We start from the raw sequence: 26548 nt of genomic DNA, 5'->3' as shown, positions 1-26548 counted from the left end.
TTTCTTTGTTTTGCTGTATTTTTGTGGCTATTCGAGCCACTTTATAAAAATTCATACTTTATTTTAAATTTTCATAGAATTACCTGTTCCCGAGTGAACATCATCACATGTCCTTTCGATAATGACTTTGCTCATCAATAAAAAAGCTATAGCCCATTTTTCAAACAACGCAGTTTAGTAAATAAAGACAGTCCATCTGCTTCAATAATGAAATTTATTCATCGAACTACAGTAAAACTGAACAATCGTGTAAACTGTGTGCTTTGATTTTACCTGTGAAGACAATCATGGCAACTGTTGACCTTTTTGCAATTGGAAATGCACTTATTGACCAGGAATTTAAAATTTCTGATGATTTTCTAATTCAACAAGGCTTGCAAAAAGGCACCATGCAGTTAACGGATGGTCCAACTCAAGCCGCATTATATCAAAACCTGCTCAATTCTCAGGATTATAAAGGTCAAGCCAGTGGTGGATCTGCGGCAAACACAACGGTCGCGTTTAGTGCTTTAGGTAGTTCTGCTTTTTATGCCTGTCGAGTTGGAAATGACGAACTCGGTCAAATTTACCTTGATGGTTTAAATGACGCCGATATTTACACTTCCACAAAATCAAAAACGGATGGCGTAACGGGTACTTGTATGGTACTGATTAGCCCAGATACAGAACGTACCATGCATACTTATTTAGGGATCACCACCGAGCTTTCTGCGGAACAGGTCGATTACGAACCGTTAAAAAAAGCAAAATGGCTTTACATCGAAGGATATCTTTCGACTAGTCCTTCAGCTCGACTAGCTGTCAAACAAGCACGCCAGATTGCACGTGAACATGGAGTCAAAATTGCTTTATCGCTTTCGGATCCTGCGATGGTTCAATATGCCCGCGAAGGTCTCAATGAACTGATTGATGAAGGCGTTGATGTGTTGTTCTGTAATGAACAAGAAGCGCTCATGTATACAGAAACGCATACATTGGATGAAGCTTTTGCCAAATTGAAATTAAAAAATCATACCATTGTCATTACACAAGGCGCCAAAGGTGCTTCGGTATATTCAGCTAACACACATTTTCATTTAGGTGGTCGTCGTGTTACTGCTGTTGATGCCAATGGTGCGGGTGATGCCTTTGCAGGTGCATTCTTATATGCCCTTAATCAACACATGTCTCTTGAAGATGCAACTCAGCTTGCTATTTTGATTTCAAGTGAAGTGGTTGCCCAATATGGCCCGCGTTTAGATATTGAAAACTATGCTAAACTGCTTAAAAATTTCCAGACTGAATGTGCATAAATATGGAAAAAATTTGCATGACCGAGGATATCCCTGAACGTGAAGCGCGTTCTTATGAAACGCCTCAGGGAGAGACTATTTTTATTACGCAACGTGATGGCGGTTTTTTTGCTTATCAAAATATCTGCCCACACCTACAAGTTGAACTTGAATTTCTGGAAAATCAATTTCTAGATCAAGATCAGGAATTTATCGAGTGTTCAACACATGGTGCGCTGTTTAATGTAGAAACGGGTGAATGTATTTCTGGCCCTTGTTTGGGTGAGTTTTTGACGAAAGTTGAAATTCAGATACATTCAGATGGTGGAATTTACTTAACAGAATAATTTCTCAGGTTTTTGCCATGTCAGAATTTTTCTTCAACTACGACTTGCTTCCTTTTCATTTAAGTGTGGTTGCTTTAATTATTCTCAGCATGGCAGAAACTATTGGGATTTATATTGGGATACGTCCCAGTACAATTATTCAGAAAGTTTCTCCAAATTGGCTTGTGTATTCGCCACTGCTTAATGTCAAGTTTTCAAAAGTTCTCATTCTTGTTTTTCTTTTAATCAATTTCAGTTTTGCTGGCTATTTTTTACAACTTGCTTTTTTTGCCAAACAGCACAGCTTTGTTTCGCCCTTCTATCTGATTTTGCCTGCACTGATTATTGCCATCTTCTTTACGGTATTTATGATCCACTGTCTTGATCAAGTCATCAAGCCACAGATCGAACATCACAACACCAGTCTACTTGGGCGACTTGCAACCATCTCAAGCGGCAATGCTCGTCCAGGATTTTCAGCACAAGCCCGAATTCGGGACGAATTTGGTCAGATTCATTATGTACAAGTTGAACCAGAATTTGGAGAATTAGAATTTCGCTCACAAGTGATTTTAATTCGTTTTAAACAGACTCATTACATCGCCAAAAAAATTGCAGTATCAAATCACTTATTTACACCACAACAATAATCATGTATATCTTTTAATCAATAAGAAAAATTGACTTAGGATCATTCAAATATAATGAGTAAATTAAAAATTTAATCTCGATATTTAACTATACCCACATAACTACAATCCGACCATTTTAGTTGGGTATTTAATTTCGCCTGAAATTTAATTATTACTATTTTAGTCGGATTTAAAATATTAAATACAACCGTTTTAGTCTGATTTATTTCAGCCTAAACTAGACTGCTTTAATATGTTTTTTATTATTTTTTAAATCAAAAAATATATTTATAAGTAATTGATATAAAACAAATTAATAATATATTTTTATTTTAATTGTTTTAATTGTTTATTTTTTTGTTTATGTCATTAATAATATGGTTAAACCATCCAGATAGGCTTGTATATATGAGCTTAATGAAAAAAGATTTTAATCAACGTTTAGTCAAAGAAATTACAATCATATTAATAATTAAGATTGTTCTTTTACTGACAATTAAACATATCTGGTTTGACGCCCCTACTATCCCTAAAAATTTTGACAATCAAGTTGCCGAGCGTATCGCTGGCACAAATTCCCAAATCAAGGAGACACGTTGATGATTTCTGAAAGCGTGGTCGATCTTTCGCGGTTCCAGTTCGCTATGACCGCAATGTATCACTTCATTTTTGTCCCTCTGACTTTAGGCCTTGCTTTTCTTCTTGCCATTATGGAAACGACATATGTCATTTCTGGTAAAGAAATTTATAAAGATATGACTAAGTTCTGGGGAAAACTTTTCGGTATCAACTTTGCTTTAGGTGTAACGACTGGTCTGACTATGGAATTCCAGTTTGGTACTAACTGGGCTTACTATTCACACTATGTAGGTGACATTTTTGGTGCGCCACTGGCGATTGAAGGTCTAATGGCTTTCTTTTTAGAATCGACTTTTATTGGTTTGTTCTTCTTCGGCTGGAATCGTTTATCAAAAGTACAGCATCTTGGTGTGACATGGTTAGTTGCTATTGGTTCAAATATGTCCGCATTATGGATTTTGGTCGCAAATGGCTGGATGCAAAACCCTGTCGGTGCTGCATTTAACTATGAAACCATGCGTATGGAACTGACCGATTTCGCAGCACTTATTTTTAACCCTGTCGCTCAGGTTAAATTTGTACATACTGTTTCGGCAGGCTATGTCACTGGTGCGATCTTTGTATTAGCGATTTCTAGTTATTACCTGTTGAAAAAACGTGACTTGCCATTTGCCCGTCGCTCTTTCGCCATTGCTGCTATTTTTGGTTTAGCTTCTACATTATCGGTTATTTTACTAGGTGATGAATCTGGCTATGAATTAGGCGATGTCCAAAAAGCAAAACTTGCCGCTATTGAATCCGAATGGGAAACTCAACCAGCACCAGCCAGTTTTACTCTATTTGGTATCCCAAATCAGCAAGAAATGCGCACTGATTATGCGATTAAAATTCCTTACGCATTAGGTCTAATTGCAACACGTTCAACCGATCAGCAAGTCACTGGTATTACCGACTTGATGAAAGAACATGAACTACGCATTCGTAATGGTATGGTGGCGTATAGCGAGCTTGAGAAACTTCGTGCAGGCGATAAATCTCCAGATTTGCTTAACTCATTTAAAGAAAACCAGAAAGATTTAGGCTACGGTTTATTATTGAAAAAATATACCGAAAATGTCACTGATGCGACTGAAGCCAACATTCAATCTGCTGTAAAAGACAGTATTCCGAACGTTCCTGCTTTATTCTTTACGTTCCGTATCATGGTTGCTTGTGGCTTCCTCATGCTCTTGCTCTTCATCTTGGCGGCATGGTCTGTGGCTAAACGCAATGCTGAAGATAAACCATGGTTACTTAAGTTTGCTTTGTTTGCTTTGCCATTACCGTGGATTGCGGCTCAAACTGGCTGGTATGTAGCAGAAGGTGGTCGTCAACCTTGGACGATCGGTGAAGTATTACCTACTCACCTCTCCGCATCTAGTTTAAGTACTGGAGATGTATGGGGCTCAATCATAGCACTTGCAGCGTTCTACACAGTACTGCTCATTATTGAAATGTATCTAATGATCAAGTTTGCACGCTTAGGTCCAAGCTCACTTCATACTGGTAAATACCATTTTGAAAAACAAGAGAACTCGAATTTGGTCGCTGAGGAGGCTCAATCATGATCGAATATGAACTCCTAAAAATAATTTGGTGGGTCTTGGTCGGGGTACTCCTGATCGGGCTTGCCCTAACTGACGGTTTCGATATGGGTGCCATGATTTTGATGCCTTTCGTCGGTAAAACTGATAATGAACGTCGCGTAGCAATCAATACGATTGCTCCGCACTGGGATGGTAATCAGGTCTGGTTAATTACTGCGGGTGGTGCAATTTTTGCAGCATGGCCAATGGTTTATGCGGTCGCTTTCTCGGGGATGTATTGGGCCTTATTGCTCGTTCTGTTTGGACTTTTTCTAAGACCTGTTGGTTTTGATTATCGATCTAAACTTGAAAATACCAAATGGCGTAACTCTTGGGATTGGGGACTTTGTATTGGTAGTTTTGTTCCAGCACTTGTATTTGGTGTAGCATTCGGCAACATGCTGGTTGGTGTACCTTTTAGTCTGGATGAAACTGTCCGTTCTCACTATGACGGTAATTTCTTTGGCTTACTTAACCCATTCTCTGTGGTATGTGGTCTAGTGAGTGTTGCTATGTTGTGTGCCCACGGTGGAGCTTGGCTCATGCTGCGTACAGATGCTGCGCTACATCGCCGTGCGGCTAAAGCAACTCAAATTATGTCTGTTGTATACCTTATTTGCTTTATTGCTGCTGGTGCTTGGCTTTATTTTGGTAACATTGAAGGTTATACCTTGGTACAACCTTTTGATACCAACGGTGTTGCAAATCCTTTAGCAAAAGAAGTAGTGACCAATGCGAATCACGGTTGGCTAAACAACTATAGCCAATATCCAATCACTATGGTTGCACCTATTGTGGGTATTCTTGGTGGTCTGATTGCTTTATTTGCTTCGAGTAAAAATAAAGCAGGATTAAGCTTTCTTGGGTCTGCTTTAGCGATTGTTGGAACTATTTTAACTGCTGGTTTTGCATTATTTCCGTTCCTTATGCCATCTAGTATCAGCCCTGTTTCAAGTCTTACTATGTGGGATGCTGTTTCAAGTCATAAAACACTAGGTGTCATGACCGTTGCTGCATGTATTTTTGTACCAATCGTATTAAGTTATACCTTCTGGTGCTACTATAAAATGTGGGGTGTCATTACCAATAAAGACATTCAAGCTAATTCACATAGTTTGTACTAAGGTCACGAGGAGAAATATATGTGGTATTTCGCATGGATTCTTGGAATATTGATGGCTTGTTTTGCAGGTGTTCTAAGCGCTCTTTATATTGAGCATCATCAAAATTTAGATGAGGAATAACATTATGGCTGAAGCAGTGACAACAGTAAAAAGAAGTAAAGCGCAGACCATTGCGATGGTAATTTCATTTTTGTTGGCATTGCCACTTGCAGCTGTATTGTTGGTCCATCCTGGCATGATGCTAGATGCAAACGGACACTACAATCACAGTGTTCTTATGCTGGTTATGCTAGGAATTTCAGGCGGCTTTATTCATGGTGTAGGCTACATTCCCCAATTTTGGTTGTGGAAATGGTTATTTAGTCCTTACATCTCATGGCCACTGATGTTGATTGGTTATTATCTATGGTTTGTTAAATAATAGTCACTCAATAAAAAACCTCCGAAATTTCGGAGGTTTTTTTATGCTTAAGATTTATCTTAATTTGACTGCCCTGCTAGCCACGCCATAAATTTTTGGCGTTCTGTTTTTGAAGATTTTTGCCATAACTCAACCAATTGTTGATCGTTGCTTTTAACTGCATTCGAAGCTTGAGGGTTGATCACTGTGGTTGGAACAGCAACGCTTTCTTTAGCCACTACAGTTTGAGTTGCATATACGGGTGCAGGTTGATTTGCTGGTGCAGATTTAGTTTGAGTTAAATCATAAGCTTTGCCAAAAAGCCCTCTGTTAAACCAAGGCTTAGCTTCTGTATTGGCACCTGTTTGCTGAACAAGTAATTGGTGATTTGCATTATAAAGACCAATTGTTGGTTGTTCAGCGTATTTTTTTGCATCTTCAAAATTTGACGGCGCATTAACCAAATCTAGTTGATAAGTTGCTCCATCTTTTAGGGGTGGCGTTTTTAACGTTACTATTCCAGATTTAACAATATCGTGCTCACCATCTAAATGCTGAAAAAATTCCTGATAACGAACACTAATACTGATTTCGCCAGCATCAACTTTGTAATCATTTTCTTTTTTACGCAATAACCCTGAATTCACCTCTTGGTCATTGACCGCCAATATTACGATTTCCTCTGGAGCCGTAATCGTCGCAGCTGCAAAAACAGAGCTACTTAAACATAAACTTAATGCGGCGAGTGTGAATTTTGAAGTCATTGTCGGATTTCTCTACATTTTTTTAAACCATGAGCACTATGCAGCGCAGTTGTGACAATTTTATGACAAATATTTCAAATATATGACTAAGCTATTAAATTTTATAATAATATTTAAATACTTAGTCATCAGGTGTATGCATCAATGCTAAACATAACTTCCAATACATCCTCATAAAAAAGAGCGCGTAAACGCGCTCTTGATGTTTAAAAGAATATTAAAGCTTAGTTAAAGGTTTTAAAACGCTCATCATCGCTCATAAAATCTTTATCGCCCGCTTCTGCTTCAATTGAACCAAAGACCAATTGCGCGCGAAGTTTCCAGTTATGTGGAATACCAAAAGTTGTTGCAACTTCATCATCCACAATTGGATTGTAGTGTTGAAGTGACGCACCGACATTATGTTCTGCCAATGCTGTCCACGCTGCAAATTGTGCAATCGCAGTTGAGTGTTCAGACCAAACTGGGAAGTTATCAGCATACAATGCAAATTGTTCTTGTAAACCTTTAATCACAGCTTGGTCTTCATAGAATAGCGCTGTGCCAAAACCCGCAGAGAAACTATCAAGCTTGCCACTTGTCGCGGCAAAAGCAGCTTCAGGAACAATTTTTCTTAAAGTTTCACGTACAATTTCCCAAAATTTATGATGCGAATCACCAAATAGAATCACTACACGTGAAGATTGTGAGTTGAATGAAGATGGACTGTGTTTTACAGCATCTTTAATGATTTGCTCAATCTCAGCTTGTTCTAATGCAACATTTTTTCCGATTGCATAGATACTGCGACGATTTTTAATTTTATCTAAGAACGATGTCATTTGTTATGTCCTGTGTACATTTGACCTAATCGGTCGTGATCTGGAATGATGATTAGTTTATGCAACTCTTATGGCGTCTTCATTACTAATTTTATTACATACTGTTTTATTTTTAGAACAGTTTCATGCTTTAGCGCGTCATCAAAACAAAAAACTCCACACGAAGTGGAGTTTCAAAGTTTAGATCAGATTATTTATCGGTTTCAAATAATGCTGCCACAAAAGATTTGGCTGAAAATGGACGTAAATCATCAATTTTTTCACCCACACCAATGAAACGAATAGGTACATGAGTACGACTGGCGATATTAAAAAGCACTCCACCTTTCGCTGTACCATCCAGTTTAGTAATGGTAATTCCTGTTAAACCAACTGCCTGATCAAATTCCTGAACCTGATTGATGGCATTTTGTCCTGTGCCCGCATCTACCACCAGCATAATTTCATGCGGTGCAGTCGCATCAATTTTCTGCATTACGCGCTTAACTTTCTTAAGCTCTTCCATCAGGTTACTTTTATTATGCAAACGACCTGCTGTATCGGCAATTAATACATCAATTCCTTTCGCGCGTGCACTTTCAAAAGCATCAAAAATCACCGATGCACTATCTGCACCATGCCCTTGTGCCACTACTGGAATATTATTGCGCTCACCCCAGATTTGTAACTGTTCAGTCGCCGCAGCACGGAAGGTATCTCCTGCTGCTAGCATGACTTTTTTACCTTCGCCTTGTAAACGCTTGGCTAATTTACCAATGGTTGTGGTTTTACCTACACCATTTACGCCCACCATTAAAATCACATAAGGTGTTTTATTTGGGTCGATATGTAAAGGTTTAACTCTTGGTGCAAGCAAAGCCACCAGTTCTTCCTGCAACGCTTTATAAAGTGAATGTGAATAGATCAAATCACCACGCGCAGTACGCTCAGTCAAATTGGTAATAATGGTTTTGGTGGCGTCTACGCCAATGTCAGAAACCAATAATTGCTCTTCAACTTCCTCTAAAAGCTCATCATCGATCTCTTTACCGCCAATCAGGATGTTGACCATACCATCAGCCAAATTACGGCGAGTTTTGGTCAATCCATCTTTCATACGGCTAAAGAAGCCACCTTTAGATTGGGTCTCAGCCGAACTTTGCTCAGTATCTTCAAGATCATAGGTTTCAGATTTAACAGCAGCAGGTAAAGCGGATTCTTGTGTTTTTACAGCATCATCAATAATTGGAACATTGACAGCAGGTAAGTTTGGTAATGTGACATCGTCATCGCCAATGTCAGCATCAATCAAGAATTTATTTTGCATATTCGATTGCTGTTGCATACCGATTCCCTTGAAAAGCAGCGGGTTAAAAAACAAAGAGTTTAGCACAGATTCTCTGTATTGCCTGAGCTTATTCAAACTGCTTTTAAAGTGCAATTAGCCCTGAAAATGATTGGTATTGCAAGGTGTTTTGCGATCATCCAGATAAAGAAACTTCACTAAAACACAACAGGATATTCTTGAGTTTAAACGTTATTTTTTTAAAAATAGATTGAAATATGAGAAATACCTATGGACGGCTTGTGTTCAAATCGTTACGACAATGTCTTAAACTCCCTGTACTTCATTTTTCTTTAATTTTCTTAACGCTGACTACAAGTCATGCAGAAACACAAAGCCAACTTGGACGCACTACTTTTGAAACCACACTCACCAATGGTTTGAAAGTGATTATTCGGGAAGATCATCGTGCCCCGATTGCAATTAGTCAAATTTGGTATGCAGTCGGTAGCAGTGACGAATCAGGCAATATTTTAGGGGTATCTCATGCGCTTGAACATATGATGTTTAAAGGAACAACTAAAGTTCCTGATAATGAGTTTACCCGTTTAAGCCGCATTTATGGTGGTCGAGTCAATGCGGCCACTTCGAGCAATTATACCAATTATTATCAACTTTATCCCAAAGCTTATCTACCTATGGCTTTGGAACTTGAAGCAGATCGGATGACCCATCTGGTATTACGTCAAAGCGATTTTTCAACTGAAATGAATGTGGTCATGGAAGAACGTCGTCAACGTACCGACGATAATCCTCGCGCGCTCGCATTTGAACGTTTTAAATGGCTGGCTTTCCCCACCAGTCATGCACGGCAACCTGTAATTGGTTATATGAAAAATCTGCAAAACATTCAGTTAGAAGACCTTAAACAATGGTACAAAACTTGGTATAGCCCTAATCATGCCACCTTAGTGATTATTGGTGATGTGGATGCAGAGGCAACGCTCAAACAGGTTCAAAAGTATTTCGGACAGATTCCCAAACAGGTTTCAGGCGAGCGTAATGACGTGTTGGAATTTGATCGTGTGGGCTATCGACACATGGAAGTTGAATTGCCTGTCCATGTAGCGAATTTGTATATGGCCTGGAATGTTCGTTCTATCAAGACCGCCAAAAATCCGCAAGATGCCTATGCACTAACAATTATTCAGGCACTTTTGGATGGCAATATTTCTTCACGTTTGCAACAAAAACTGGTACGTGACAAAAAAATTCTTAGCTCGATAAGTATCAATTATGATCCTTATAATCGTGGTGACAGTTTATTTACAATTACCGCCTTGCCTGCGGATGGGATCAGTCTCTCATCTGCTCAAGAAGCCATTCAAAAAGAAATAGATTCCCTTAAAACTGAACTGATTGAACCCGTTGAACTAGAGCGTGTCACCAATAACTTTGTTTCCAATCTGATCTATAGCCAAGACGATATTATTGGTCAGGCACATATGATTGGATTACTTGAAGTTAATGGTTTGAGTTATCGGCTGGTGGATAATTTGCCTGAACATTATCAGACGGTAACACCACAAGATATTCAACGAGTAGCTAATGCTTATTTTGTTAAAAGCAATCTCACCACTTTATACCTAGAACCAGAACAAGAAAAATAAAGGATTAATAATGAACAATACCCTACTCGTGCTCATATTGACATCCCTGCTCTCTAGTCCAGCCTTTGCAGATATTGTGGATCAAAGTGTTGCTGAACAAGATGATCCGTCTCAACTAAAATCCATTTCACAACTGAGTAGTCTCAAAAATATTTCAAAAAGTACTGCTGAACAAGCACCTTATGTGCATGATCTAAAAAATGCCAATCAAGTGCGAACACTATTTGTTGAATCACAAGCATTGCCGATTGTGGATATACAACTCACCTTTAATGCGGGTTCGGCACAAGATGAGCGTATAGGCAAAGGTTTATTTGGTATTGCCAATATGGCTGCCAATCTGATGACTGAAGGAACCGAAAACTATACTGCTGCCCAAATCGCCAATACCTTTGAACAACTCGGTGCACAATTTAGTGTCAAAGCATATCGAGATATGTTTGTCGTGCGTTTACGAGTGATGTCAGATCCCCAAAAAATGCAGTCCGCTATCAACCTCATGCTAGAAGTACTTAATCACGCAACATTTAATCCATCCAGCTTAAATCTTATATATAGCAATACGCAAGTTGGTCAACGCCAGCTGCAAGAAAATCCAAATCGTTTAATTGATATTAAACTTTATCGTACTTTATATGGAACACACCCCTATGCAGAACCAATCACGGGAACTCATGCCAGCATTCGTAAGATTACTCCTGCATTGCTCAAACAGTTTCGCCAAGAGTTACTGGTCGCACAAAATATGAATATCGCAATGACAGGACAACTCACCACACAACAAGCCAGTGATCTCAGCATTAAAATCATTCAATCCTTACCCCAAGGGCATGCTGCTCCACCGCTTGTTCAACCCAAGCTACAGCAGGGCTTTAACATTCAGCACATTCCTTATCAGTCCACACAAAGCTATGTCACGATGGGACATTTGGGTGTAAGTCGAAATGATCCAGATCAGCTAGCTCTAGAACTTGCCAATCAAATGCTAGGTGGTTCAGGATTTAACTCATTGCTCATGAAAGAGCTTCGGGTAAAACGTGGTTATACTTATGGCGCATATAGTACATTTAGCTTTACGCAGACAAGCGGCATTTTTAGTTTAAACTATTCAACTCAACAAGATCAGCTGATGGATAGTATTCGGGTTGCACATCAAACTTTGCTTGATTTTGTCAAACAACCTATCGATAAAAAACAGCTTGAAGAAACACGAAGTGGAATGTTACTGGCTTTTCCAATGACCTATAGCAGCAATGCCAATATTAATGCACAACTTGGCTCCATTGGTTTTTATGGATTACCCTCAGATTATTTATCGAAGTATCCAGAACAGCTCCGTAAATTGACAGCACAAGATGTACAACGGGCAATTAGAACACACATTCACCCTGATAACCTTACAGTCATTATTGCCAGTGAAAAGCTAGATAAAGAACAATTATTAAAAGATCTTCAAAATCATTTAGAACCGATTAAGCCTGTACAGATTGACCCACAGATTATTCATCCTCTAAAGCCATCGCAGGATAGTGCCGAGCCTTTGCATTCTCAAACTGATACGCCCGCATCAATTTAAAATATTTCGCGCGGTTAATCGTCTGTTCATGCAATAACCGACGTGCCATTTTTTGGGTTTCTGGGTTATTGGCCATGTCGGATAAATTTACGACAATTTGATATTGTGGATGAGAAATAGGACGTTGTAATGCAATAAAAGCCAACAGTAACATCGCAATAATCATGATGGCGACGATACTGTTGTAAATGCGATCTAATTTGATTTCATTTACAAATTTTAAAAAATTATATTTTGATATGAGCATACCTTACCTCGAATGAATGTAGTGTATGGCTCATTTCAGTTACACACAAGTCAAAGTGCCTCATTCTCCTAACAAAATAGAAGATTAGGTACTTTGACATCCGAACAAATAATAAAAGTTAGCTGATTAACGCACGAATAACGGCAAAATATAAAATAAAGGCAATAATCGCCAAAACAATCAAAATAGCGAAATAACTCAAACCTGTTTCTGCATCTGCTGGATGCAAATCTTCTTCATCCGCCAAACGCAATAATTCACCATCATAGACGCGATAAAACCATGCCTTGGTTTGCGGATCAAGCTGTTGGGTAAAATCATGCACACGCTTACGCTGTGCCAGACAGTAATCACCTAAATGAATCTCTTGATGAAATATGGCCTCATCAAGTTGTTTGCGATGATATTGTGCCAAAGCCACAATTTGAGACTCATCTGGAGGAACTTCAAAATTAAAACCATCGACCGTTGTTAGCATGTTGTTCTCCTTGTCATGTCATATTTAATTGTTATATTGATTTTACTAAAAAATATTTTTGTTGAATGTTTAATCATGTAAGCTTGTAATTCGGGCAACACGCCCCATTTATTACTTGACTTATCACGCTTATTGTAATATTAGTTTAACAATCAACTGCTAAATTAGTTTTGCGAGGCAAGTAAGCCGAGTTGATGTGATCATAATTACAACTATAAGGAGTTTTTAATATGATTCAACAAATTTCTCATCATGACTTAGAACATGTGTACGCATCTGCGGTCAATACAATTCAATCACAGATGAACTTTCAAGACGCTGTGAAGCAGCTTGAAGATGCAGCACGTGCAGGACACGGTAAAGCAGCGATGTTTCTGGCTGAACTTTACTACCAAGGCTTTCGTGTAGAACGAGATTCATTGAAAGCACAATACTGGCAACGAATGGCCACCATGCAAGCATAATCAAACGTCACCTAGGTGGCGTTTTTTAATGCCGCTGTAAAACTTTATTACGATTTAAAGCAAACGAGTAACTGAAATTAAGTATTTATTTTTTATAATAAACACGAATTTAAATCGCAGCAAAACCATGAAAACCTACACACAGTTAAATCCTGTATCTAAAGACTTGATAATTAAAATTTCTATTTTAAAAACCATGATGTATTGCGGCGCACTTTGGGGTTTATACCATCAAGGCTGGGCAATTAAATCAGATCAAGATGATTTTGTTTTTCCTTTTTGGCTCAATGGTGTGCAAGCACATCGTTACGCTAAAAAACACTGGCCAAATTATGTTCCCAAAAAAATTACGCCCCAAGATTTTCAGGAGTCTTTATTACCTACATTGACCCGTTTAAATGTTACGCCTGCTTTGTTTAATTCGAATCAACGCAAATTTAAATTATCGACACAACAAATGCGACATTTTTTCTTTGCACCCGCATCGAATTTAAAAATTGCATAAAATAATGTGTATTGAGTTTTAATCGGTAAAACTCAATACAAAACGCCAACGCCATTTGGCAAAATATTATTCATTTATACTTTCAAAGGCTTTGCATTTTCTTCAAATCGCGCTAAGTTAATTTAAAATGATAACACTCGCCAGAGGGACATAAAAGATGACAAACGTTGCTCAAGTTATACAAGATAAAGCTGAACAAGCCATTTATACTGTTTCGCCAGACGCAACCGTACTTGAAGCAATTTCGATCATGGCAGAAAAAGGGATTGGAGCTTTAGTTGTCACTCAAGATAATGAAGTCGTTGGAATCTTGTCTGAACGTGATTACACCCGCAAAGTTGCCCTGATGGAACGCTCCTCTTATGATACGACGGTGAGTGAAATTATGACCGCAAAGGTTTTAACTATTTCACGTTCAAATACAGTTGAAGAATGTTTACAACTGATGACAGACCGACATTTACGTCATTTACCTGTGGTTGAAGAGAATAAGTTGGTTGGACTCATCTCCATTGGTGATTTAGTTAAAGCAGCGATGCAAGATCAAAAAAACTTGATTGATCAATTACAGCAGTATATTTCGGGTTAAATAGCCTTAAATAAAGCAGGCATCTTTATCAGATGCCTTTTTTTGAATGCTTAACTGCCCTATTTCCAAACTGACCTGTACTTCGATTTCACCCATTTGCAAATACCGCTTCGCTAAATACGTGCTGTCTGTAATACCTTTGATGAGACATGATTCGATACTCAAATGAAATGCATCACATCAGCTCTCACGCGACCACTACAATTTTTCGCCACTTATACAATTTTCACCGAATTAAATTGTCCCGATGACCTTTATTTGGATTAAGATAGCCCATCGGTATCGTTTCATCTTTTGATTAGGTCTTGTTATGTCACAGGCGAATGCCAATTTTACAAAAAATTCTCCCAATACAGAGAATAAAGTGAATGACTCAGGTCAACTAAAAGAATTTCGCACTCCTCCGCATAACCTTGCCATTGAACAAGCAGTACTAGCAGCGCTGATGACCGTTGCTGAATCATTTGAACAAGTGGGTGATTTACTCAAAGAAAGTGATTTTTATGCAACTCGTCATAAATATATTTTCCGTGCTATTGAGAAACTGGCACAAGAAAACTCACCTTATGATGCAGTATTGGTCAATGACTGGTTGGTGAAGCAAAATTTACTCGATGCCATTGGCGGTGAAGAATACCTGATGCAGCTTATGGCGGACTCCCCGTCGAGTTTTTACAATCTGGAAACTTATGCAGGCAAAATTAAAGAGTTTTCTACACTGCGTAGTATGATTAAAGTCAGTACTGATATTTTGCAAAATGCTTATGACACTAAGGGTCGTGCAGTCAGTGAAATTTTGGATTTGGCTGAAACCAACATTTTTTCATTGGCAGAACAACACAATAACAATAAGAAAGACGCGGGACCAAAATCGATTAGCTCAGTGACTGCTGATGTTATTAGTAAACTCGATGAGCTTTCTAAACTTGATGGCAATATCACAGGTCTAACGACTGGATTCTTAGAACTTGATAATAAAACCTATGGGATGCAGGCAGGAGATCTCATCATTGTTGCCGCACGTCCTTCAATGGGTAAAACCACTTTTGCCATGAACTTAGTCGAAAGTGTTTTATTCAATAGTAATTTGCCTGCACTGGTTTATTCGATGGAAATGCCTGCTGATTCCATCGCAATGCGTTTGATTTCCTCCTATGGCAAAGTGCACCAAGGGCATTTACGTTCAGGCAAACTGGATGGCGATGAATGGTCGAAAGTCACAGGTACGATCTTGCAGCTTCAGGAAAAACATCTCTATATTGATGATTCCTCTGCACTCCCGCCGACGGAAGTACGCTCCCGCGCACGACGTATTGCTAAAATGCATGATGGTAAAATTGGCTGCATCATGGTCGACTATTTGCAATTGATGAAAGTTCCAGGTATGGGTGATAACCGTGTAGGCGAGATTTCAGAAATTTCGCGAAGTTTAAAAGCACTGGCTAAGGAAATGAATTGTCCTGTTATAGCACTGTCTCAGTTAAACCGTAGTCTGGAAAATCGTCCCAACAAACGTCCTGTCATGTCTGACTTACGTGAATCGGGTGCGATCGAGCAGGATGCCGATTTGATCATGTTTATCTATCGGGATGAAGTCTACAATAAAGAATCTAAAGAAGCTGGTACTGCCGAAATTATTATTGGTAAACAGCGTAACGGCCCGATTGGAACAGTCCGTTTGGCTTTTGAAGGTCAATATACCCGCTTTAGTAACCTCTCACCTGAGTATTACAGTCAGTATGATGATGAGGAATAAGGTCTTAATTATTTATCCTCTTTAAAATTTTTCCATGTCGTCCCAAAGGAGAAATCAGGGTGCGCCAAGCAACAGTTTATATTGATAGCGCTGCGCTGCAATATAATTTAAACCGTGTCAAACAACTTGCACCAAACTCAAAAATCGTGAGTATGGTCAAAGCCAATGCTTATGGACATGGAGTCAAAGACTGTTTAGCAGCCTTAAATAACACCGATGCTTTCGGTGTTGCCACTCTGGAAGAAGCACTCGAGCTTCGTGCTCAAGGCTCAAAGCATCCGATTACCCTCATTGAAGGTATTTTCAATGCCAATGAAATGCATGCTGTTTTACAACATCAACTTGAATGTGTCGTACATCAGCAGCAGCAAGTAGAATGGTTATTACAATATAAAGCTGAATATATTCAACAAGGCTTAAAAGTCTGGATCAAACTCAATAGTGGAATGAACCGTTTAGGTTTTAAAATAGATGAAATTATTGATGTCATCACACATTTGAAAACTGAAGGTTTCCATTGTGTACTTGCAATGCATTTTGCCAATGCCGATGTTCCAGAACATCCAATGAATCAGCAACAAATTCAACAACTACTCACCATTAAAGAAAGCTGTGCGCCAATTGAGGTTTCATGCTGCAATTCAGCTGCAATTTTTAACTGGCCAGAACTTCATTTTGATTATGTACGTCCCGGCATCATGCTGTATGGCGCTAGTCCTTTTGCAGACAAAACTGTACATGAGCTGGATTTAAAACCAGTCATGACCTTTACTGCCCGAATCATTGCGCTTAACCATATTCAAGCAGGTGATTCAGTCGGTTATGGCTCATGGTTTACCGCCGACGAAGCAATGGATATTGCCATTGTTTCAATTGGCTATGGGGATGGCTATCCACGCGCTTATATTAAACAAAACTACGTTGCAGTGAATGGACGTCTTACACGAGTAATCGGACGTGTTAGCATGGATATGATCGCGATTGATGTGACGGGATTAAATGTATCGTTAGATCATGAAGTTGAGCTGTGGGGGCAACATCGTTTGGTTGACGACGTTGCCGAAGCGAATGGAACGATTGGTTACGAGTTACTTTGCCGTTTAAGCAACCGACCGATTCGCCGAAAAATTGAAAATTAAATCAGATCAACCCATGTTTAACCATGGGTTTCTGCTTGTACATCTTTTAAAATTTCGAGCAAACGTTCTAGCGAAGTTGGATTAAGTAGATATGGATTAAAAGTGTTGCTCCCGAGCTCAGCAAAAAAACTTTTTACTTCACTACGTTTACGCACATATTTCATCGACCAGTCTTTAAAGTTGGCGTGTTCAGCACTTCTTTCATCAAGAACATGAAAATGTGAATGACGCGGATCTTTCTTTATAGAATCCAGTAACTTCAAAACTTGTTGCTGTTCGCCCTCAAGACATTGAAAAAAATAGTTATCCGCAAAATATAAAACACCTTGTATTTTGTGAATATAATTGAAATGCATCGCAGTTGAAAGAATTTCTCTCAGATCAACCATAAGTTGCTCATGCGATGAGGTGGTTTGACTTGCATAACAAATTTGATAATTCATAATTATATTTCTTTATCTGTTAATAAATTAATTATGCCTGCCGTTTTCAATTATTCCAAATAATCCTCTGAAGGTTTTGGAATTTCATGCAAACCTGCACGCAGTATTTCCGACCATTGTTTACTGATTTTTTGAAAATACTCATCATCTTGAGTAACACGTTTACCTTTTGGCATTTCCAGACTATCAATATGATACACCAATACATCAAGCGGCAATCCCACTGACACATTCGAACGTAAGGTAGAATCGAATGAAAGTAGGCTACAACGCAGTGCTTCATCCAAAGGCATATCATAAGTTAAAGCACGATCTAGTATTGGTTTACCGTACTTGCTTTCACCAATCTGAAAAAAAGGTGTGTCTTTAGTTGCACAAATAAAATTCCCTTGTGGATAGATATTATAAAGTTGATGCTCTCCTTCCCCAATTTGACCACCCACAGTCAAACTACAGTAGTAATTACTTTGTTCAAGCGTATCTTCGGTCACATCTTCAATGACTTTGCGCAAAGTTCGCCCGACCAATTGGGCAACTTCAAACATGGTATTTACAGTGTATAGATTGGGTTGTTCCTGTAATTCAAGCTGATTTCGCAAATGACCGATCACAGCCTGTGTTGTTGCCAGATTACCCGCTGTTTGAATCGCAATAAAGCGCTCTTTTAATTTCCCAAAAGTGTAAAGTTTTCGAAAAACTGAAATCTGATCTACACCCGCATTGGTCCTCGTATCACTAATGAAGACCAAGCCATCTTTAAGCCGTAAAGCACAACAATAAGTCATTTTTTTCATTCCATTCAACAAGCAAGTACCTGCACTGTTGATCGCATTTTTTCCACACCACCTTTTTCACGAATACCCCTTACTGGCGCAACATCAAAATAATCACGACCAATTGCGACGTAAATATGTGAAGAAGGTTCAAACAATTGATTACTCACATCGAAACAATACCATTGTTTATTCAAAAATACTTCAGCCCATGCATGACTTGCTAGATGAGGCGTATTTTTATCATACAAATAGCCTGAAACGTATCGCGCTGGTAAATTTAAAGCCCGACACATGGCAATCATTAAATGTGCATGATCCTGACACACCCCTAGACCTGCGTAAAATGCTTCTTTTGCTGTGGACTGAACTGTGGTTGCATGCGGACAGTAAGGAACTTTCAACAAAATTTGTTCTGCTAAAACAATAAGTTCTTTCAACGAACCCATCGTCACAAATTGGGTGGCAAATTCCAACATATTCGCGTCCCACAACGTAGCATGTGTCGGCTGCAAAAATAGTGACAACGGTAAACTTGCTTGGTGTCCCTCATTTCCACCACAATGTAATTCAACGATCCCTTGCGCCATGATGGTTAAATGTTGATAGTCAAAACGCTGTGAACAAGTCAGCCATAGATTATTAAAAACATCCTTTTTAAGTACCCGTTCACCCGGAACACTAATGTCCCAGTAATGAACGTATTGGTGCTGTGAACTTTGAGGAATCATCTTAATATATTGGATACTGTTGCACGCATTTTCACTATAAGTGTAATGTGTTTGATGATTCACCATAAGTTTCATACAGGCGCCTCAAACATGAGATGAAGTTGATCATGAAAATGATAAAAAGACATCAAATCAGGTTGTTGCTTCAAATCAAGCCATGCTGTTTCAAGAGCCAACCAGCCATAATTTTTTAAAGCTGCAACGGTTTTGTCGAGTTCATCAATTAAATTTTCAGGATTTTGTTTAAAGCGCAAAGTCGCATCTAATTGCTCAATTTTTTGACCCAAACCAAAAAACAGTAAAATATCGGTATCTGTTTCTGCTTCCAAAATCTCATTACACTCTTGGACTACATTACAAATATAACCCGATTGTTCACCTGCATTTCGAATAAGAGCATTAAGTTCAGCATAGGCTTTTGCAGGTAAAACAGCGCGTAATTCATGAATATTGTCACTTGCATAGCTAAATTGTTTCATCAATGAATACGGTTGCTCAGGATCTAGTGCCAATTCATTCAGTGATGCTGCATCATAAGCAGGTAAACAAAAAGCATGACAAAATTCAATTGCAGCCTGATCCTGTGTAAATGGAATCCGATTGCAAAAAAAGTTGATGCGCATCAAATAACGGCCTAACCAGTAAATATGTTGTGCATTTGAACTCAGTAAAATCATAATTTCTTCCTTGTTAAATGAACATTGATCAAGAATGTAGTGCTTCAACAACCCAAGTATCTTTGATGCCACCACCTTGTGATGAGTTCACAACAAGTGAGCCAGCTTTCATGGCCACACGTGTCAAGCCTCCCGGTACAATCTCGGTTCGATAAGGCGATGACAATACAAAAGGACGTAAGTCGATATGCCGCTCTGCGATGCCATCCTGAGTCAAAGTTGGCGCCACAGATAATTCGAGTGTCGGCTGTGCAATATATAAATGCGGATGTTGCAAAACTTTTTTTCTGAACTCCGCGATTTCACTTTTGGTTGCTTGTGGCCCAATCAGCATTCCATATCCACCAGAACCCTGTGCCTCTTTGACGACCAGTTGTTCCAGATTGGCAACTACATAATCCAGTTCATCTTCACGTCGACATTGAAAGGTTGGCACATTTTTCAAAATTGGTGCTTCATTCAGATAAAAATTAATCATATCATCCACATAAGGATAGATTGATTTATCATCCGCAACCCCTGTACCCGGAGCATTTGCAATCACGACATTGTGCTGCAAATAAGCAGACATCAAACCTGCGACACCTAAAGTACTATCAGGTCTAAAAGCAAGTGGATCGAGAAATGCATCATCAACACGGCGATAAATCACATCGACACGTTGACGACCTCGAATAGTTTTGACATAGACGTGATCATTTTCAACAAAAAGATCGCGACTACTGACTAGCGGCACATCCATTTCACGGGCTAAAAAAGCATGCTCGTAATAGGCGCTATTAAAGCGTCCTGGGGTTAACACCACTATAAAAGGCTGATCAACATAAGCATTTTCCTCCAAAATTGCGCGGAGTAATGTTGGATATTGTTCGATTTCTTGTAACGGGTTTGCCGCACATAGCTCTGGCATGAGTTTTTTACTGATTTTTCGACTTTCAATCATATAAGAGACACCTGACGGTGTTCTTAAATTATCTTCGAGAACAAAAAAATCACCTTTTCCATCACGAATGATATCGATCCCGCTGATTTGAGAATAAATTTTTCCTTTTAAATCATGATTTAACATGTGAGGCTGAAAAGCTTCATGTGTCATCACCTGCATTTGAGGAACAATCTGTTCTTTCAAAATATGCTGATCATGATAAATATCATCTAAAAATAAATTTAAAGCTTTGACGCGCTGCTCGCAGCCTTTGGATATTTTCTCCCATTGCTTTTTTTCGATCACTCGCGGAATGAGATCATATGGAATCGTTCGTTGCGTGCCTTCTTCTTCACCATAAACCGTAAAGGTAATCCCTTCATATAAAAAATGTTGCTTTGCCTCAGCATTCAGTTGCTTCAATTGTTCGAGACTATGCACTGACAGCCATTGCTCTATCTTTTTAGAAACTTCACCACTTGAGCTGACATCATCTAGCATTTCGTTAAAAAATTTTGATTTTAACTGCTCAAACAAATTGGTATTTACACTTAACTGGTCAATGAATAAAGACTGGCTGTTGATTACTCCGCTCAATTTATCTTTCATATATTGCTCACCTAGGGCATGCATCTCTTTATCTTCTTCTAACATAATTACCTGCCTTTTTTCTTGTTGACTCATTATCCTATAAAGCAAATACAGTGCCATTTATGCAGATGCTTTCCTTATTTTTGGAAAAAAAGTGAACTGGCTTCAATGAGGTTCTTGTAGAAAGTTGTATCGGGATATAAGCAATATTTCTGTTACATTCTTGCCAAAACGATCAAGTTTTTCTATTGTGTTGCTATTCAAAACATTATTGACCTACTTACGATCGACTATGTCTTTACAAGAAAAAGAAACCTCCAATAGTTTGCACCGACAATGGCAAATTCTATCGCGCCTTTCGACAGGTAAATGGATGGGAACGCGTGAACTACAGGAAATGCTGGAACGTGAAGGGGTTGATATTAGCCTGCGCACTATTCAGCGTGACTTAAACCAGATTGCACAACGCTTTCCCATTGAAAGCAATAAGACCGTACCGCAAGGCTGGCGCTGGCGTTCTGATGCTCCTATTCAAAGTCTGCCGCATATGACCAGTTCTCAAGCGGTGACATTTATGATGGTCGAAGAACATTTAAAACACCTGTTACCCCCCAGTCTGATCGAAGAAATGAATCCATGGTTTGATCTGGCACGTCGCAGCCTGTCGACTCAAAATAATGTTCGCCAATGGATTAATCGTGTTCGAATTGTGCCTGCAAGCCAACCATTAATTCCGCCTTTGGTCGATAAACATGCACAACAAGCCGTTTATGAAGGTTTACTCCAAGATAAACAGATCGAATGTATTTATCGACCACGTAATATTCATGCTGAAGAAAAAACCTATATTTTAAATCCGCTGGCTTTGGTACAAAAAGGTGCGATTATTTATTTAATTTGTACACGGCACGATAAATCCGATGTCCAAACTTTTGCTTTGCACCGTTTTAAATCAGCTTCTGTACTAAATTCGCGCGCTTTACACCCAGTAAATTTTGATATTGATCAATATATTGACTCTGGCGCTTTAGGTTTTCGTGTTGACTACAACAAACCGACTGAAATTGTTGAGTTAAAGCTGACCATGACTGAAAATACGGCACAGAGCTTTTATGAAAGTCAGCTTAGTAAAGACCAAAGCATTACTCCCATCGATGAAAATATTGTAGAAATTCGAGCAACGCTCCCTTTTACCTCTCAATTGGTTTGGTGGCTACGCAGTTTTGGTAAAAAAATTCTGCATATAGAACCAATTGAAGTTCATCATGCGGTCAGAGAAATTGAAAATGAATAAAAAAAAGAGAGCATTGCTCTCTTAGAGTTTTTATAATTTTTGATATTCAAACAATATTACTTTTTCTTGGTGATTAAAATACTGGCACCCACTTTCCCAAGCCCCGACACCAAAGAAAATGGATACCAATTCGTGCTGAGAACCATGATTTAACATAAGCATGCTAAATCATAACCATTATAACGAATCGACTTCATGGTCATGTTGATTACCTCTTTGTTTTGAACGTAAAGCCACTATAAGAAATTTCAGGTCGTATAAGAAATAACAAAATTGACAGAATAAATGCATTTAAATTCTTAAGATTTTTTCATATATCATTTTACACAATATAAAAAGCCCAGTTTTAACTGAGCTTTTTATATTTCAATTATTTTTATTTAACACATGATTTAAGCAATTTTTTTGGTCTGATTATTTTTACGGATGGTAATCATCACCAATTGCACCGCAGCAGGTGTTACACCTGGAATACGATTGGCTTGTGCCAAGGTTTCAGGACGCACGGTTTTCAGCTTTTGCGTGATTTCACGAGACAGGCCAGAAACCACATCATAATCAAAATCTGCTGGAATTTTAGTTTCTTCCAAACGCTTCATTTGAGCCACATCTTCATGTTGACGATTGATATAGCCTTCGTACTTGACAGCTATTTCAATCTGTTCACCCACATGCGGAGATACTTGAGAATCTGTTAATTGAGCAATCTGGGTGAAATTCACATTTGGACGTTTAAGTAAATCAATGGCACTGGATTCTTTACTTAAATCCGCACCCGTCATTTCCACAAACTTTTTACCCATTGGATTGTTTGGTGCAGCCCATAAATGTGCCAAACGTGCTGTTTCAGTTTCAACAGCTTCCATTTTTTCACAGTAAGCTGCCCAACGAGTATCATCGACCAAACCAAGCTCACGACCAACTGGCGTTAAACGCTGATCTGCATTGTCTTCGCGCAGCATTAAACGATATTCTGCACGAGAAGTAAACATTCGGTACGGTTCTTTGGTTCCCAAGGTAATTAAATCGTCAACCAATACGCCCATATAGGCTTGGTCACGTTTTGGTGTCCATTGCTCTTGATCCCATGCACGACGCGCAGCGTTCAGACCTGCAAGCAAGCCTTGTGCGCCCGCCTCTTCGTATCCTGTTGTTCCATTGATCTGACCAGCAAAATACAAATTATTGATGGCTTTCGTTTCAAGGGTAAATTTCAGAGCTTGCGGATTGAAATAATCGTATTCAATCGCATAACCCGGACGCAAAATATGCGCATTTTCCATACCACGAATCGAACGCACCAATTCAAACTGCACATCGAATGGTAAAGAGGTTGAAATGCCGTTTGGATAAAGTTCATGCGTATCCAAACCTTCTGGCTCTAAAAACACCTGATGAGATTCTTTATCAGCAAAACGGTGAATTTTATCTTCGATGGATGGACAATAGCGCGGCCCTACACCCTCAATCACACCTGTATACATTGGAGAACGATCAAGACCGCCACGAATAATCTCGTGCGTTTTTTCATTGGTGTGTGTGATGTAGCAATTCACTTGCTCTGGATGCATTGAAACGTCACCCATAAAAGACATCACGGGTGATGGAAAATCACCCGGTTGCGGAGTCATTACAGAAAAATCAACTGAACGCGCATCGATACGTGGTGGCGTACCTGTCTTTAAACGACCCACTGGTAAATTTAATTCGCGCAAACGATGTGCCAACGCAATAGAGGGTGGATCACCTGCACGACCGCCACTCGACTTTTCGAGTCCAATATGAATGACACCACCCAAGAACGTACCCGTGGTCAATACCACCGTTTTAGTTTCAAAGTGTACGCCCATTTGGGTAATCACACCCTTCACCGTATCGCCTTCAACGACTAAATCATCGGCTGCTTGCTGAAAAATATCCAGATTTGGTTGATTTTCAAGGGTATAACGAATGGCGGCTTTATAACGCACACGGTCGGCTTGAGCACGCGTTGCGCGAACTGCTGCGCCTTTACGCGAATTTAAAATACGAAACTGGATACCACCTTTATCGGCAGCCAATGCCATGGCACCGCCTAAAGCATCGATCTCACGAACCAGATGCGATTTACCAATACCACCAATCGCAGGGTTACAGCTCATTTGCCCCAATGTTTCAATGTTATGCGTCAAAAGCAAGGTCTGTCGTCCCATACGCGCAGCAGCAAGCGCCGCTTCCGTACCTGCGTGACCGCCACCAATAACAATAACATCATAAACTTTAGGGTAATGCATGGCTGAAAAACACCAAGAAAAAAGGACGAAAAATTATATCAAAAAACCCTGTAGCAATATGGTTTTTTTACAAAAATAAAGACACAAAATTTACAGCAATATACAAGATGTGACATTTTATATAAGTATTTCAGCATAAAACGAATTAACTTTTTAAAAACCGACTCTTAGAATAAGACTGTGTCAGTGCTTTATAGTTAAAAACCTAAAATCAACTTTAAAAAAGGTATTGAAATGAAAAACATCATGTTAAAAACAATCGCTGTATCTGCTTTACTTCTTGGTGGTATGACGCTAGCAAATGCTGAAGAAGCAACAGTGAGCAAAGCAGAAACTAATGCACAAGTCAAAGCATGTGCCAAGAAAAAGCAAGGTGACTGGGCAACTTACGGCTACAAAGGCGTTACTTTTAATGGTACTTGTCAGCCGAATGAAAATGGTAAATTGCAATTTAAAGCGCCTGCACCATAATTGTAAAACTGCTTTAATTTAATCTGTAAAACACAGGCTTACTATGCCTGTGTTTTTTTATGGAAAAAATAATAATTCCACTTATAAATGTAATTTATCTGATTGAAATATATTCAATTTTAGTTAGAATCATTATGACATCGGGATATAAAACAACAAAAGGAAATAACATATGGATTCTGGAATAATTACGATTTTTCTACCTATAGCACTTGCAATCATTATGGCTGGACTAGGCTTGGAGTTACGGCCTCAGGATTTTAAGCGTGTTGCAAAACATCCTAAAGCAGTTTTCTTGGCCTTATTTTGTCAATTGGTGATTCTGGTCAGTATCGCATTTGTAATTTGTAAGCTATTAGCCCTTCCTCCCCTTTTGGCCGTTGGTGTGATGCTACTGGCAGCGTCACCGGGCGGGCCTACAGCAAACTTATTTAGCTATCTTTATAAAGGTGATATTGCACTCAATATTACTTTAACAGCGATCAATTCTGTAATTGCAGCATTTACCTTGCCTGTTATTGTCAATCTGTCTATTCAACATTTTATTAATGATGGTCAACAGCTTGGACTTCAGTTTAGCAAAGTCATTCAGGTTTTTCTTATTATCATCGTACCTGTTTGTTTAGGCATGCTTGTTCGCTATTTTTCACCTAATGTTGCGGACAAATTACATAAACCAGTGCGTACCTTTGCAGTGGTATTTTTAATACTGATTATTATTGGTGCTGTGGCAAAAGAACGAAATAGTATATTGGAATACATTATGCAGGTTGGACTGGCAACATCTCTATTTTGTATCGCAAGCTTATTGATCGGCTACTTTATCCCACGAATATTTGGGATCAGTAGTACGCAAGCACGTGCTTGTGCTTTTGAAATTGGTATCCATAATAGTACGCTGGCCATGACCATTGCTCTCACCATACTTGCAAGCACTACTATCGCAATGCCTGCGGCAGTTTATTCAATATTTATGTACATATTTGCTGCTATTTTTGGGACGTTGTTAAATCGTTATGAGCCTCAAAGAGCCGAAACTCACTTAGTTGCAAAAAATGAATAACCTTCTCATCAGATCAATGGGTCGCTCGTTGAAATTATTTCTCGAGTGATCCATTTATCCGTTACAATAGATGTTTC

General features: G+C 39.0%; 30 protein-coding genes. 18 read left to right on the top strand and 12 right to left on the bottom strand.

Going from position 1 to position 26548, the window contains the following annotated elements; genetic code table 11:
• The first annotated feature begins 287 nt into the window (after positions 1-287).
• The 8 genes from I6L31_RS01775 to I6L31_RS01740 all read left to right on the top strand — a co-directional run bounded on the left by I6L31_RS01775 (position 288) and on the right by I6L31_RS01740 (position 5978).
• Positions 288-1292, top strand: coding sequence for an adenosine kinase (locus I6L31_RS01775; protein ID WP_004997467.1), 1005 nt, complete (start codon positions 288-290; stop codon positions 1290-1292).
• A 17-nt stretch (positions 1293-1309) separates the two neighbouring features.
• On the top strand, positions 1310-1618 hold the full coding sequence (locus tag I6L31_RS01770; RefSeq protein WP_004989278.1) for a Rieske (2Fe-2S) protein: 309 nt from the start codon (positions 1310-1312) through the stop codon (positions 1616-1618).
• Positions 1619-1635: 17 nt separating this feature from the next.
• Complete coding sequence (locus I6L31_RS01765; protein WP_004989281.1) at positions 1636-2247, top strand: OB-fold-containig protein; 612 nt, start codon at positions 1636-1638, stop codon at positions 2245-2247.
• 390 nt (positions 2248-2637) lie between these two features.
• Positions 2638-2829 (top strand): cytochrome oxidase putative small subunit CydP, encoded by a 192-nt coding sequence (cydP, locus tag I6L31_RS01760; protein ID WP_004989285.1) that lies wholly within the window; start codon positions 2638-2640, stop codon positions 2827-2829.
• Entirely contained in the window at positions 2829-4415 is a 1587-nt protein-coding gene (locus I6L31_RS01755; RefSeq protein WP_004989287.1) for a cytochrome ubiquinol oxidase subunit I, read from the top strand. The genes cydP and I6L31_RS01755 overlap by 1 nt, the downstream gene beginning before the upstream one ends.
• Positions 4412-5557 carry a cytochrome d ubiquinol oxidase subunit II gene (gene cydB, locus I6L31_RS01750; protein WP_005004082.1) on the top strand — a complete coding sequence of 382 codons (1146 nt, stop codon included), beginning with the start codon at positions 4412-4414 and terminating at the stop codon, positions 5555-5557. The genes I6L31_RS01755 and cydB overlap by 4 nt, the downstream gene beginning before the upstream one ends.
• 18 nt (positions 5558-5575) lie before the next feature.
• Complete coding sequence (gene cydX / locus I6L31_RS01745) at positions 5576-5677, top strand: cytochrome bd-I oxidase subunit CydX (protein WP_000270276.1); 102 nt, start codon at positions 5576-5578, stop codon at positions 5675-5677.
• Positions 5678-5681: 4 nt separating this feature from the next.
• Positions 5682-5978 carry a cyd operon YbgE family protein gene (locus tag I6L31_RS01740; protein WP_004989293.1) on the top strand — a complete coding sequence of 99 codons (297 nt, stop codon included), beginning with the start codon at positions 5682-5684 and terminating at the stop codon, positions 5976-5978.
• 59 nt (positions 5979-6037) lie between these two features.
• On the opposite strand, the gene I6L31_RS01735 is transcribed toward I6L31_RS01740, so the two are convergent.
• The 3 genes from I6L31_RS01735 to ftsY all read right to left on the bottom strand — a co-directional run bounded on the left by I6L31_RS01735 (position 6038) and on the right by ftsY (position 8866).
• The gene (locus I6L31_RS01735) at positions 6038-6721 is read right to left on the bottom strand and encodes a DUF2057 family protein (RefSeq protein WP_004997457.1); all 684 of its coding nucleotides are present in this window, start codon (positions 6719-6721) and stop codon (positions 6038-6040) included.
• Positions 6722-6945: 224 nt separating this feature from the next.
• Positions 6946-7542 carry a nitroreductase family protein gene (locus I6L31_RS01730; RefSeq protein ID WP_004989296.1) on the bottom strand — a complete coding sequence of 199 codons (597 nt, stop codon included), beginning with the start codon at positions 7540-7542 and terminating at the stop codon, positions 6946-6948.
• Between the two features lie 190 nt (positions 7543-7732).
• The gene (gene ftsY / locus I6L31_RS01725; protein ID WP_005004080.1) at positions 7733-8866 is read right to left on the bottom strand and encodes a signal recognition particle-docking protein FtsY; all 1134 of its coding nucleotides are present in this window, start codon (positions 8864-8866) and stop codon (positions 7733-7735) included.
• Between the two features lie 242 nt (positions 8867-9108).
• Here ftsY and I6L31_RS01720 point away from each other — a divergent pair, with 242 nt between their 5' ends.
• Entirely contained in the window at positions 9109-10476 is a 1368-nt protein-coding gene (locus I6L31_RS01720) for a M16 family metallopeptidase (RefSeq protein ID WP_005004077.1), read from the top strand.
• Between the two features lie 10 nt (positions 10477-10486).
• The gene (locus tag I6L31_RS01715) at positions 10487-12052 is read left to right on the top strand and encodes an insulinase family protein (RefSeq protein ID WP_005004076.1); all 1566 of its coding nucleotides are present in this window, start codon (positions 10487-10489) and stop codon (positions 12050-12052) included.
• On the opposite strand, the gene I6L31_RS01710 is transcribed toward I6L31_RS01715, so the two are convergent.
• Both I6L31_RS01710 and I6L31_RS01705 read right to left on the bottom strand, forming a co-directional pair.
• A complete protein-coding gene (locus I6L31_RS01710; RefSeq protein WP_005004071.1) occupies positions 11976-12299 on the bottom strand; it encodes a hypothetical protein in 324 nt (107 codons plus the stop codon). The two genes, I6L31_RS01715 and I6L31_RS01710, sit on opposite strands and share 77 nt — an antisense overlap.
• A gap of 118 nt (positions 12300-12417) precedes the next feature.
• Positions 12418-12777 carry a hypothetical protein gene (locus tag I6L31_RS01705; protein WP_004989306.1) on the bottom strand — a complete coding sequence of 120 codons (360 nt, stop codon included), beginning with the start codon at positions 12775-12777 and terminating at the stop codon, positions 12418-12420.
• Between the two features lie 230 nt (positions 12778-13007).
• Between I6L31_RS01705 and I6L31_RS01700 the strand changes: the two genes are divergently transcribed.
• The 3 genes from I6L31_RS01700 (at position 13008) to I6L31_RS01690 (ending at position 14335) form a co-directional block, all read left to right on the top strand.
• A complete protein-coding gene (locus tag I6L31_RS01700; RefSeq protein ID WP_004989307.1) occupies positions 13008-13241 on the top strand; it encodes an SEL1-like repeat protein in 234 nt (77 codons plus the stop codon).
• 127 nt (positions 13242-13368) lie between these two features.
• Positions 13369-13746, top strand: coding sequence for a DUF2750 domain-containing protein (locus I6L31_RS01695; protein ID WP_004989308.1), 378 nt, complete (start codon positions 13369-13371; stop codon positions 13744-13746).
• Positions 13747-13903: 157 nt separating this feature from the next.
• Entirely contained in the window at positions 13904-14335 is a 432-nt protein-coding gene (locus tag I6L31_RS01690; RefSeq protein WP_004989309.1) for a CBS domain-containing protein, read from the top strand.
• Positions 14336-14341: 6 nt separating this feature from the next.
• Here the strand turns inward: I6L31_RS01690 and I6L31_RS01685 are convergent, their stop codons facing one another.
• Positions 14342-14500 carry a hypothetical protein gene (locus tag I6L31_RS01685; RefSeq protein ID WP_171455404.1) on the bottom strand — a complete coding sequence of 53 codons (159 nt, stop codon included), beginning with the start codon at positions 14498-14500 and terminating at the stop codon, positions 14342-14344.
• A gap of 145 nt (positions 14501-14645) precedes the next feature.
• Between I6L31_RS01685 and dnaB the strand changes: the two genes are divergently transcribed.
• Together dnaB and alr are read left to right on the top strand one after the other, a co-directional pair.
• Complete coding sequence (dnaB, locus tag I6L31_RS01680; RefSeq protein ID WP_004989311.1) at positions 14646-16091, top strand: replicative DNA helicase; 1446 nt, start codon at positions 14646-14648, stop codon at positions 16089-16091.
• 59 nt (positions 16092-16150) lie between these two features.
• Positions 16151-17230 (top strand): alanine racemase, encoded by a 1080-nt coding sequence (gene alr, locus I6L31_RS01675; RefSeq protein ID WP_005004067.1) that lies wholly within the window; start codon positions 16151-16153, stop codon positions 17228-17230.
• Between the two features lie 17 nt (positions 17231-17247).
• Here the strand turns inward: alr and I6L31_RS01670 are convergent, their stop codons facing one another.
• The 5 genes from I6L31_RS01670 to I6L31_RS01650 are packed head-to-tail and all read right to left on the bottom strand — an operon-like array spanning position 17248 to position 21388.
• On the bottom strand, positions 17248-17673 hold the full coding sequence (locus I6L31_RS01670; protein WP_005004065.1) for a BLUF domain-containing protein: 426 nt from the start codon (positions 17671-17673) through the stop codon (positions 17248-17250).
• A 50-nt stretch (positions 17674-17723) separates the two neighbouring features.
• Positions 17724-18458: a proteasome-type protease gene (locus tag I6L31_RS01665; protein ID WP_004989316.1), complete on the bottom strand. Its 735-nt coding sequence runs from the start codon at positions 18456-18458 to the stop codon at positions 17724-17726.
• Positions 18459-18472: 14 nt separating this feature from the next.
• Positions 18473-19252, bottom strand: a complete 780-nt coding sequence (locus I6L31_RS01660) for a transglutaminase family protein (RefSeq protein ID WP_005004063.1) — start codon at positions 19250-19252, stop codon at positions 18473-18475.
• A complete protein-coding gene (locus I6L31_RS01655; protein ID WP_005004061.1) occupies positions 19249-19854 on the bottom strand; it encodes an alpha-E domain-containing protein in 606 nt (201 codons plus the stop codon). Before I6L31_RS01655 ends, I6L31_RS01660 begins: the two co-directional genes overlap by 4 nt.
• 28 nt (positions 19855-19882) lie before the next feature.
• Entirely contained in the window at positions 19883-21388 is a 1506-nt protein-coding gene (locus tag I6L31_RS01650; RefSeq protein ID WP_370685022.1) for a circularly permuted type 2 ATP-grasp protein, read from the bottom strand.
• A 274-nt stretch (positions 21389-21662) separates the two neighbouring features.
• On the opposite strand from I6L31_RS01650, the gene I6L31_RS01645 reads away from it, so the two are divergent.
• Positions 21663-22664, top strand: coding sequence for a helix-turn-helix transcriptional regulator (locus I6L31_RS01645; protein WP_005004053.1), 1002 nt, complete (start codon positions 21663-21665; stop codon positions 22662-22664).
• A gap of 392 nt (positions 22665-23056) precedes the next feature.
• Here the strand turns inward: I6L31_RS01645 and mnmG are convergent, their stop codons facing one another.
• Positions 23057-24937 (bottom strand): tRNA uridine-5-carboxymethylaminomethyl(34) synthesis enzyme MnmG, encoded by a 1881-nt coding sequence (gene mnmG, locus I6L31_RS01640; protein WP_005004050.1) that lies wholly within the window; start codon positions 24935-24937, stop codon positions 23057-23059.
• 234 nt (positions 24938-25171) lie between these two features.
• Here mnmG and I6L31_RS01635 point away from each other — a divergent pair, with 234 nt between their 5' ends.
• Both I6L31_RS01635 and I6L31_RS01630 read left to right on the top strand, forming a co-directional pair.
• The gene (locus I6L31_RS01635; RefSeq protein WP_004989326.1) at positions 25172-25408 is read left to right on the top strand and encodes a hypothetical protein; all 237 of its coding nucleotides are present in this window, start codon (positions 25172-25174) and stop codon (positions 25406-25408) included.
• 172 nt (positions 25409-25580) lie between these two features.
• Positions 25581-26471, top strand: a complete 891-nt coding sequence (locus I6L31_RS01630; RefSeq protein WP_005004047.1) for a bile acid:sodium symporter family protein — start codon at positions 25581-25583, stop codon at positions 26469-26471.
• The last annotated feature ends 77 nt before the right edge of the window (positions 26472-26548 follow it).

Source organism: Acinetobacter septicus (assembly GCF_019355975.1).
GTDB lineage: Bacteria > Pseudomonadota > Gammaproteobacteria > Pseudomonadales > Moraxellaceae > Acinetobacter > Acinetobacter ursingii.
The sequence above is the reverse complement of the archived record's forward strand: the minus strand, read 5'-3'. Positions and strand labels throughout refer to the sequence as shown.

What these genes read in the sequence shown, in the direction of transcription:
- I6L31_RS01775 (WP_004997467.1), top strand. Translation starts at nt 288, where the DNA reads ATGGCAACTGTTGACCTTTTTGCAATTGGAAATGCACTTATTGACCAG.
- I6L31_RS01770 (WP_004989278.1), top strand. Translation starts at nt 1,310, where the DNA reads ATGACCGAGGATATCCCTGAACGTGAAGCGCGTTCTTATGAAACGCCT.
- I6L31_RS01765 (WP_004989281.1), top strand. Translation starts at nt 1,636, where the DNA reads ATGTCAGAATTTTTCTTCAACTACGACTTGCTTCCTTTTCATTTAAGT.
- cydP (WP_004989285.1), top strand. Translation starts at nt 2,638, where the DNA reads ATGAGCTTAATGAAAAAAGATTTTAATCAACGTTTAGTCAAAGAAATT.
- I6L31_RS01755 (WP_004989287.1), top strand. Translation starts at nt 2,829, where the DNA reads ATGATTTCTGAAAGCGTGGTCGATCTTTCGCGGTTCCAGTTCGCTATG.
- cydB (WP_005004082.1), top strand. Translation starts at nt 4,412, where the DNA reads ATGATCGAATATGAACTCCTAAAAATAATTTGGTGGGTCTTGGTCGGG.
- cydX (WP_000270276.1), top strand. Translation starts at nt 5,576, where the DNA reads ATGTGGTATTTCGCATGGATTCTTGGAATATTGATGGCTTGTTTTGCA.
- I6L31_RS01740 (WP_004989293.1), top strand. Translation starts at nt 5,682, where the DNA reads ATGGCTGAAGCAGTGACAACAGTAAAAAGAAGTAAAGCGCAGACCATT.
- I6L31_RS01735 (WP_004997457.1), bottom strand. Translation starts at nt 6,721, where the DNA reads ATGACTTCAAAATTCACACTCGCCGCATTAAGTTTATGTTTAAGTAGC.
- I6L31_RS01730 (WP_004989296.1), bottom strand. Translation starts at nt 7,542, where the DNA reads ATGACATCGTTCTTAGATAAAATTAAAAATCGTCGCAGTATCTATGCA.
- ftsY (WP_005004080.1), bottom strand. Translation starts at nt 8,866, where the DNA reads ATGCAACAGCAATCGAATATGCAAAATAAATTCTTGATTGATGCTGAC.
- I6L31_RS01715 (WP_005004076.1), top strand. Translation starts at nt 10,487, where the DNA reads ATGAACAATACCCTACTCGTGCTCATATTGACATCCCTGCTCTCTAGT.
- I6L31_RS01710 (WP_005004071.1), bottom strand. Translation starts at nt 12,299, where the DNA reads ATGCTCATATCAAAATATAATTTTTTAAAATTTGTAAATGAAATCAAA.
- I6L31_RS01705 (WP_004989306.1), bottom strand. Translation starts at nt 12,777, where the DNA reads ATGCTAACAACGGTCGATGGTTTTAATTTTGAAGTTCCTCCAGATGAG.
- I6L31_RS01700 (WP_004989307.1), top strand. Translation starts at nt 13,008, where the DNA reads ATGATTCAACAAATTTCTCATCATGACTTAGAACATGTGTACGCATCT.
- I6L31_RS01695 (WP_004989308.1), top strand. Translation starts at nt 13,369, where the DNA reads ATGAAAACCTACACACAGTTAAATCCTGTATCTAAAGACTTGATAATT.
- I6L31_RS01690 (WP_004989309.1), top strand. Translation starts at nt 13,904, where the DNA reads ATGACAAACGTTGCTCAAGTTATACAAGATAAAGCTGAACAAGCCATT.
- dnaB (WP_004989311.1), top strand. Translation starts at nt 14,646, where the DNA reads ATGTCACAGGCGAATGCCAATTTTACAAAAAATTCTCCCAATACAGAG.
- I6L31_RS01670 (WP_005004065.1), bottom strand. Translation starts at nt 17,673, where the DNA reads ATGAATTATCAAATTTGTTATGCAAGTCAAACCACCTCATCGCATGAG.
- I6L31_RS01665 (WP_004989316.1), bottom strand. Translation starts at nt 18,458, where the DNA reads ATGACTTATTGTTGTGCTTTACGGCTTAAAGATGGCTTGGTCTTCATT.
- I6L31_RS01660 (WP_005004063.1), bottom strand. Translation starts at nt 19,252, where the DNA reads ATGAAACTTATGGTGAATCATCAAACACATTACACTTATAGTGAAAAT.
- I6L31_RS01655 (WP_005004061.1), bottom strand. Translation starts at nt 19,854, where the DNA reads ATGATTTTACTGAGTTCAAATGCACAACATATTTACTGGTTAGGCCGT.
- I6L31_RS01650 (WP_370685022.1), bottom strand. Translation starts at nt 21,388, where the DNA reads ATGAAAGATAAATTGAGCGGAGTAATCAACAGCCAGTCTTTATTCATT.
- I6L31_RS01645 (WP_005004053.1), top strand. Translation starts at nt 21,663, where the DNA reads ATGTCTTTACAAGAAAAAGAAACCTCCAATAGTTTGCACCGACAATGG.
- mnmG (WP_005004050.1), bottom strand. Translation starts at nt 24,937, where the DNA reads ATGCATTACCCTAAAGTTTATGATGTTATTGTTATTGGTGGCGGTCAC.
- I6L31_RS01635 (WP_004989326.1), top strand. Translation starts at nt 25,172, where the DNA reads ATGAAAAACATCATGTTAAAAACAATCGCTGTATCTGCTTTACTTCTT.
- I6L31_RS01630 (WP_005004047.1), top strand. Translation starts at nt 25,581, where the DNA reads ATGGATTCTGGAATAATTACGATTTTTCTACCTATAGCACTTGCAATC.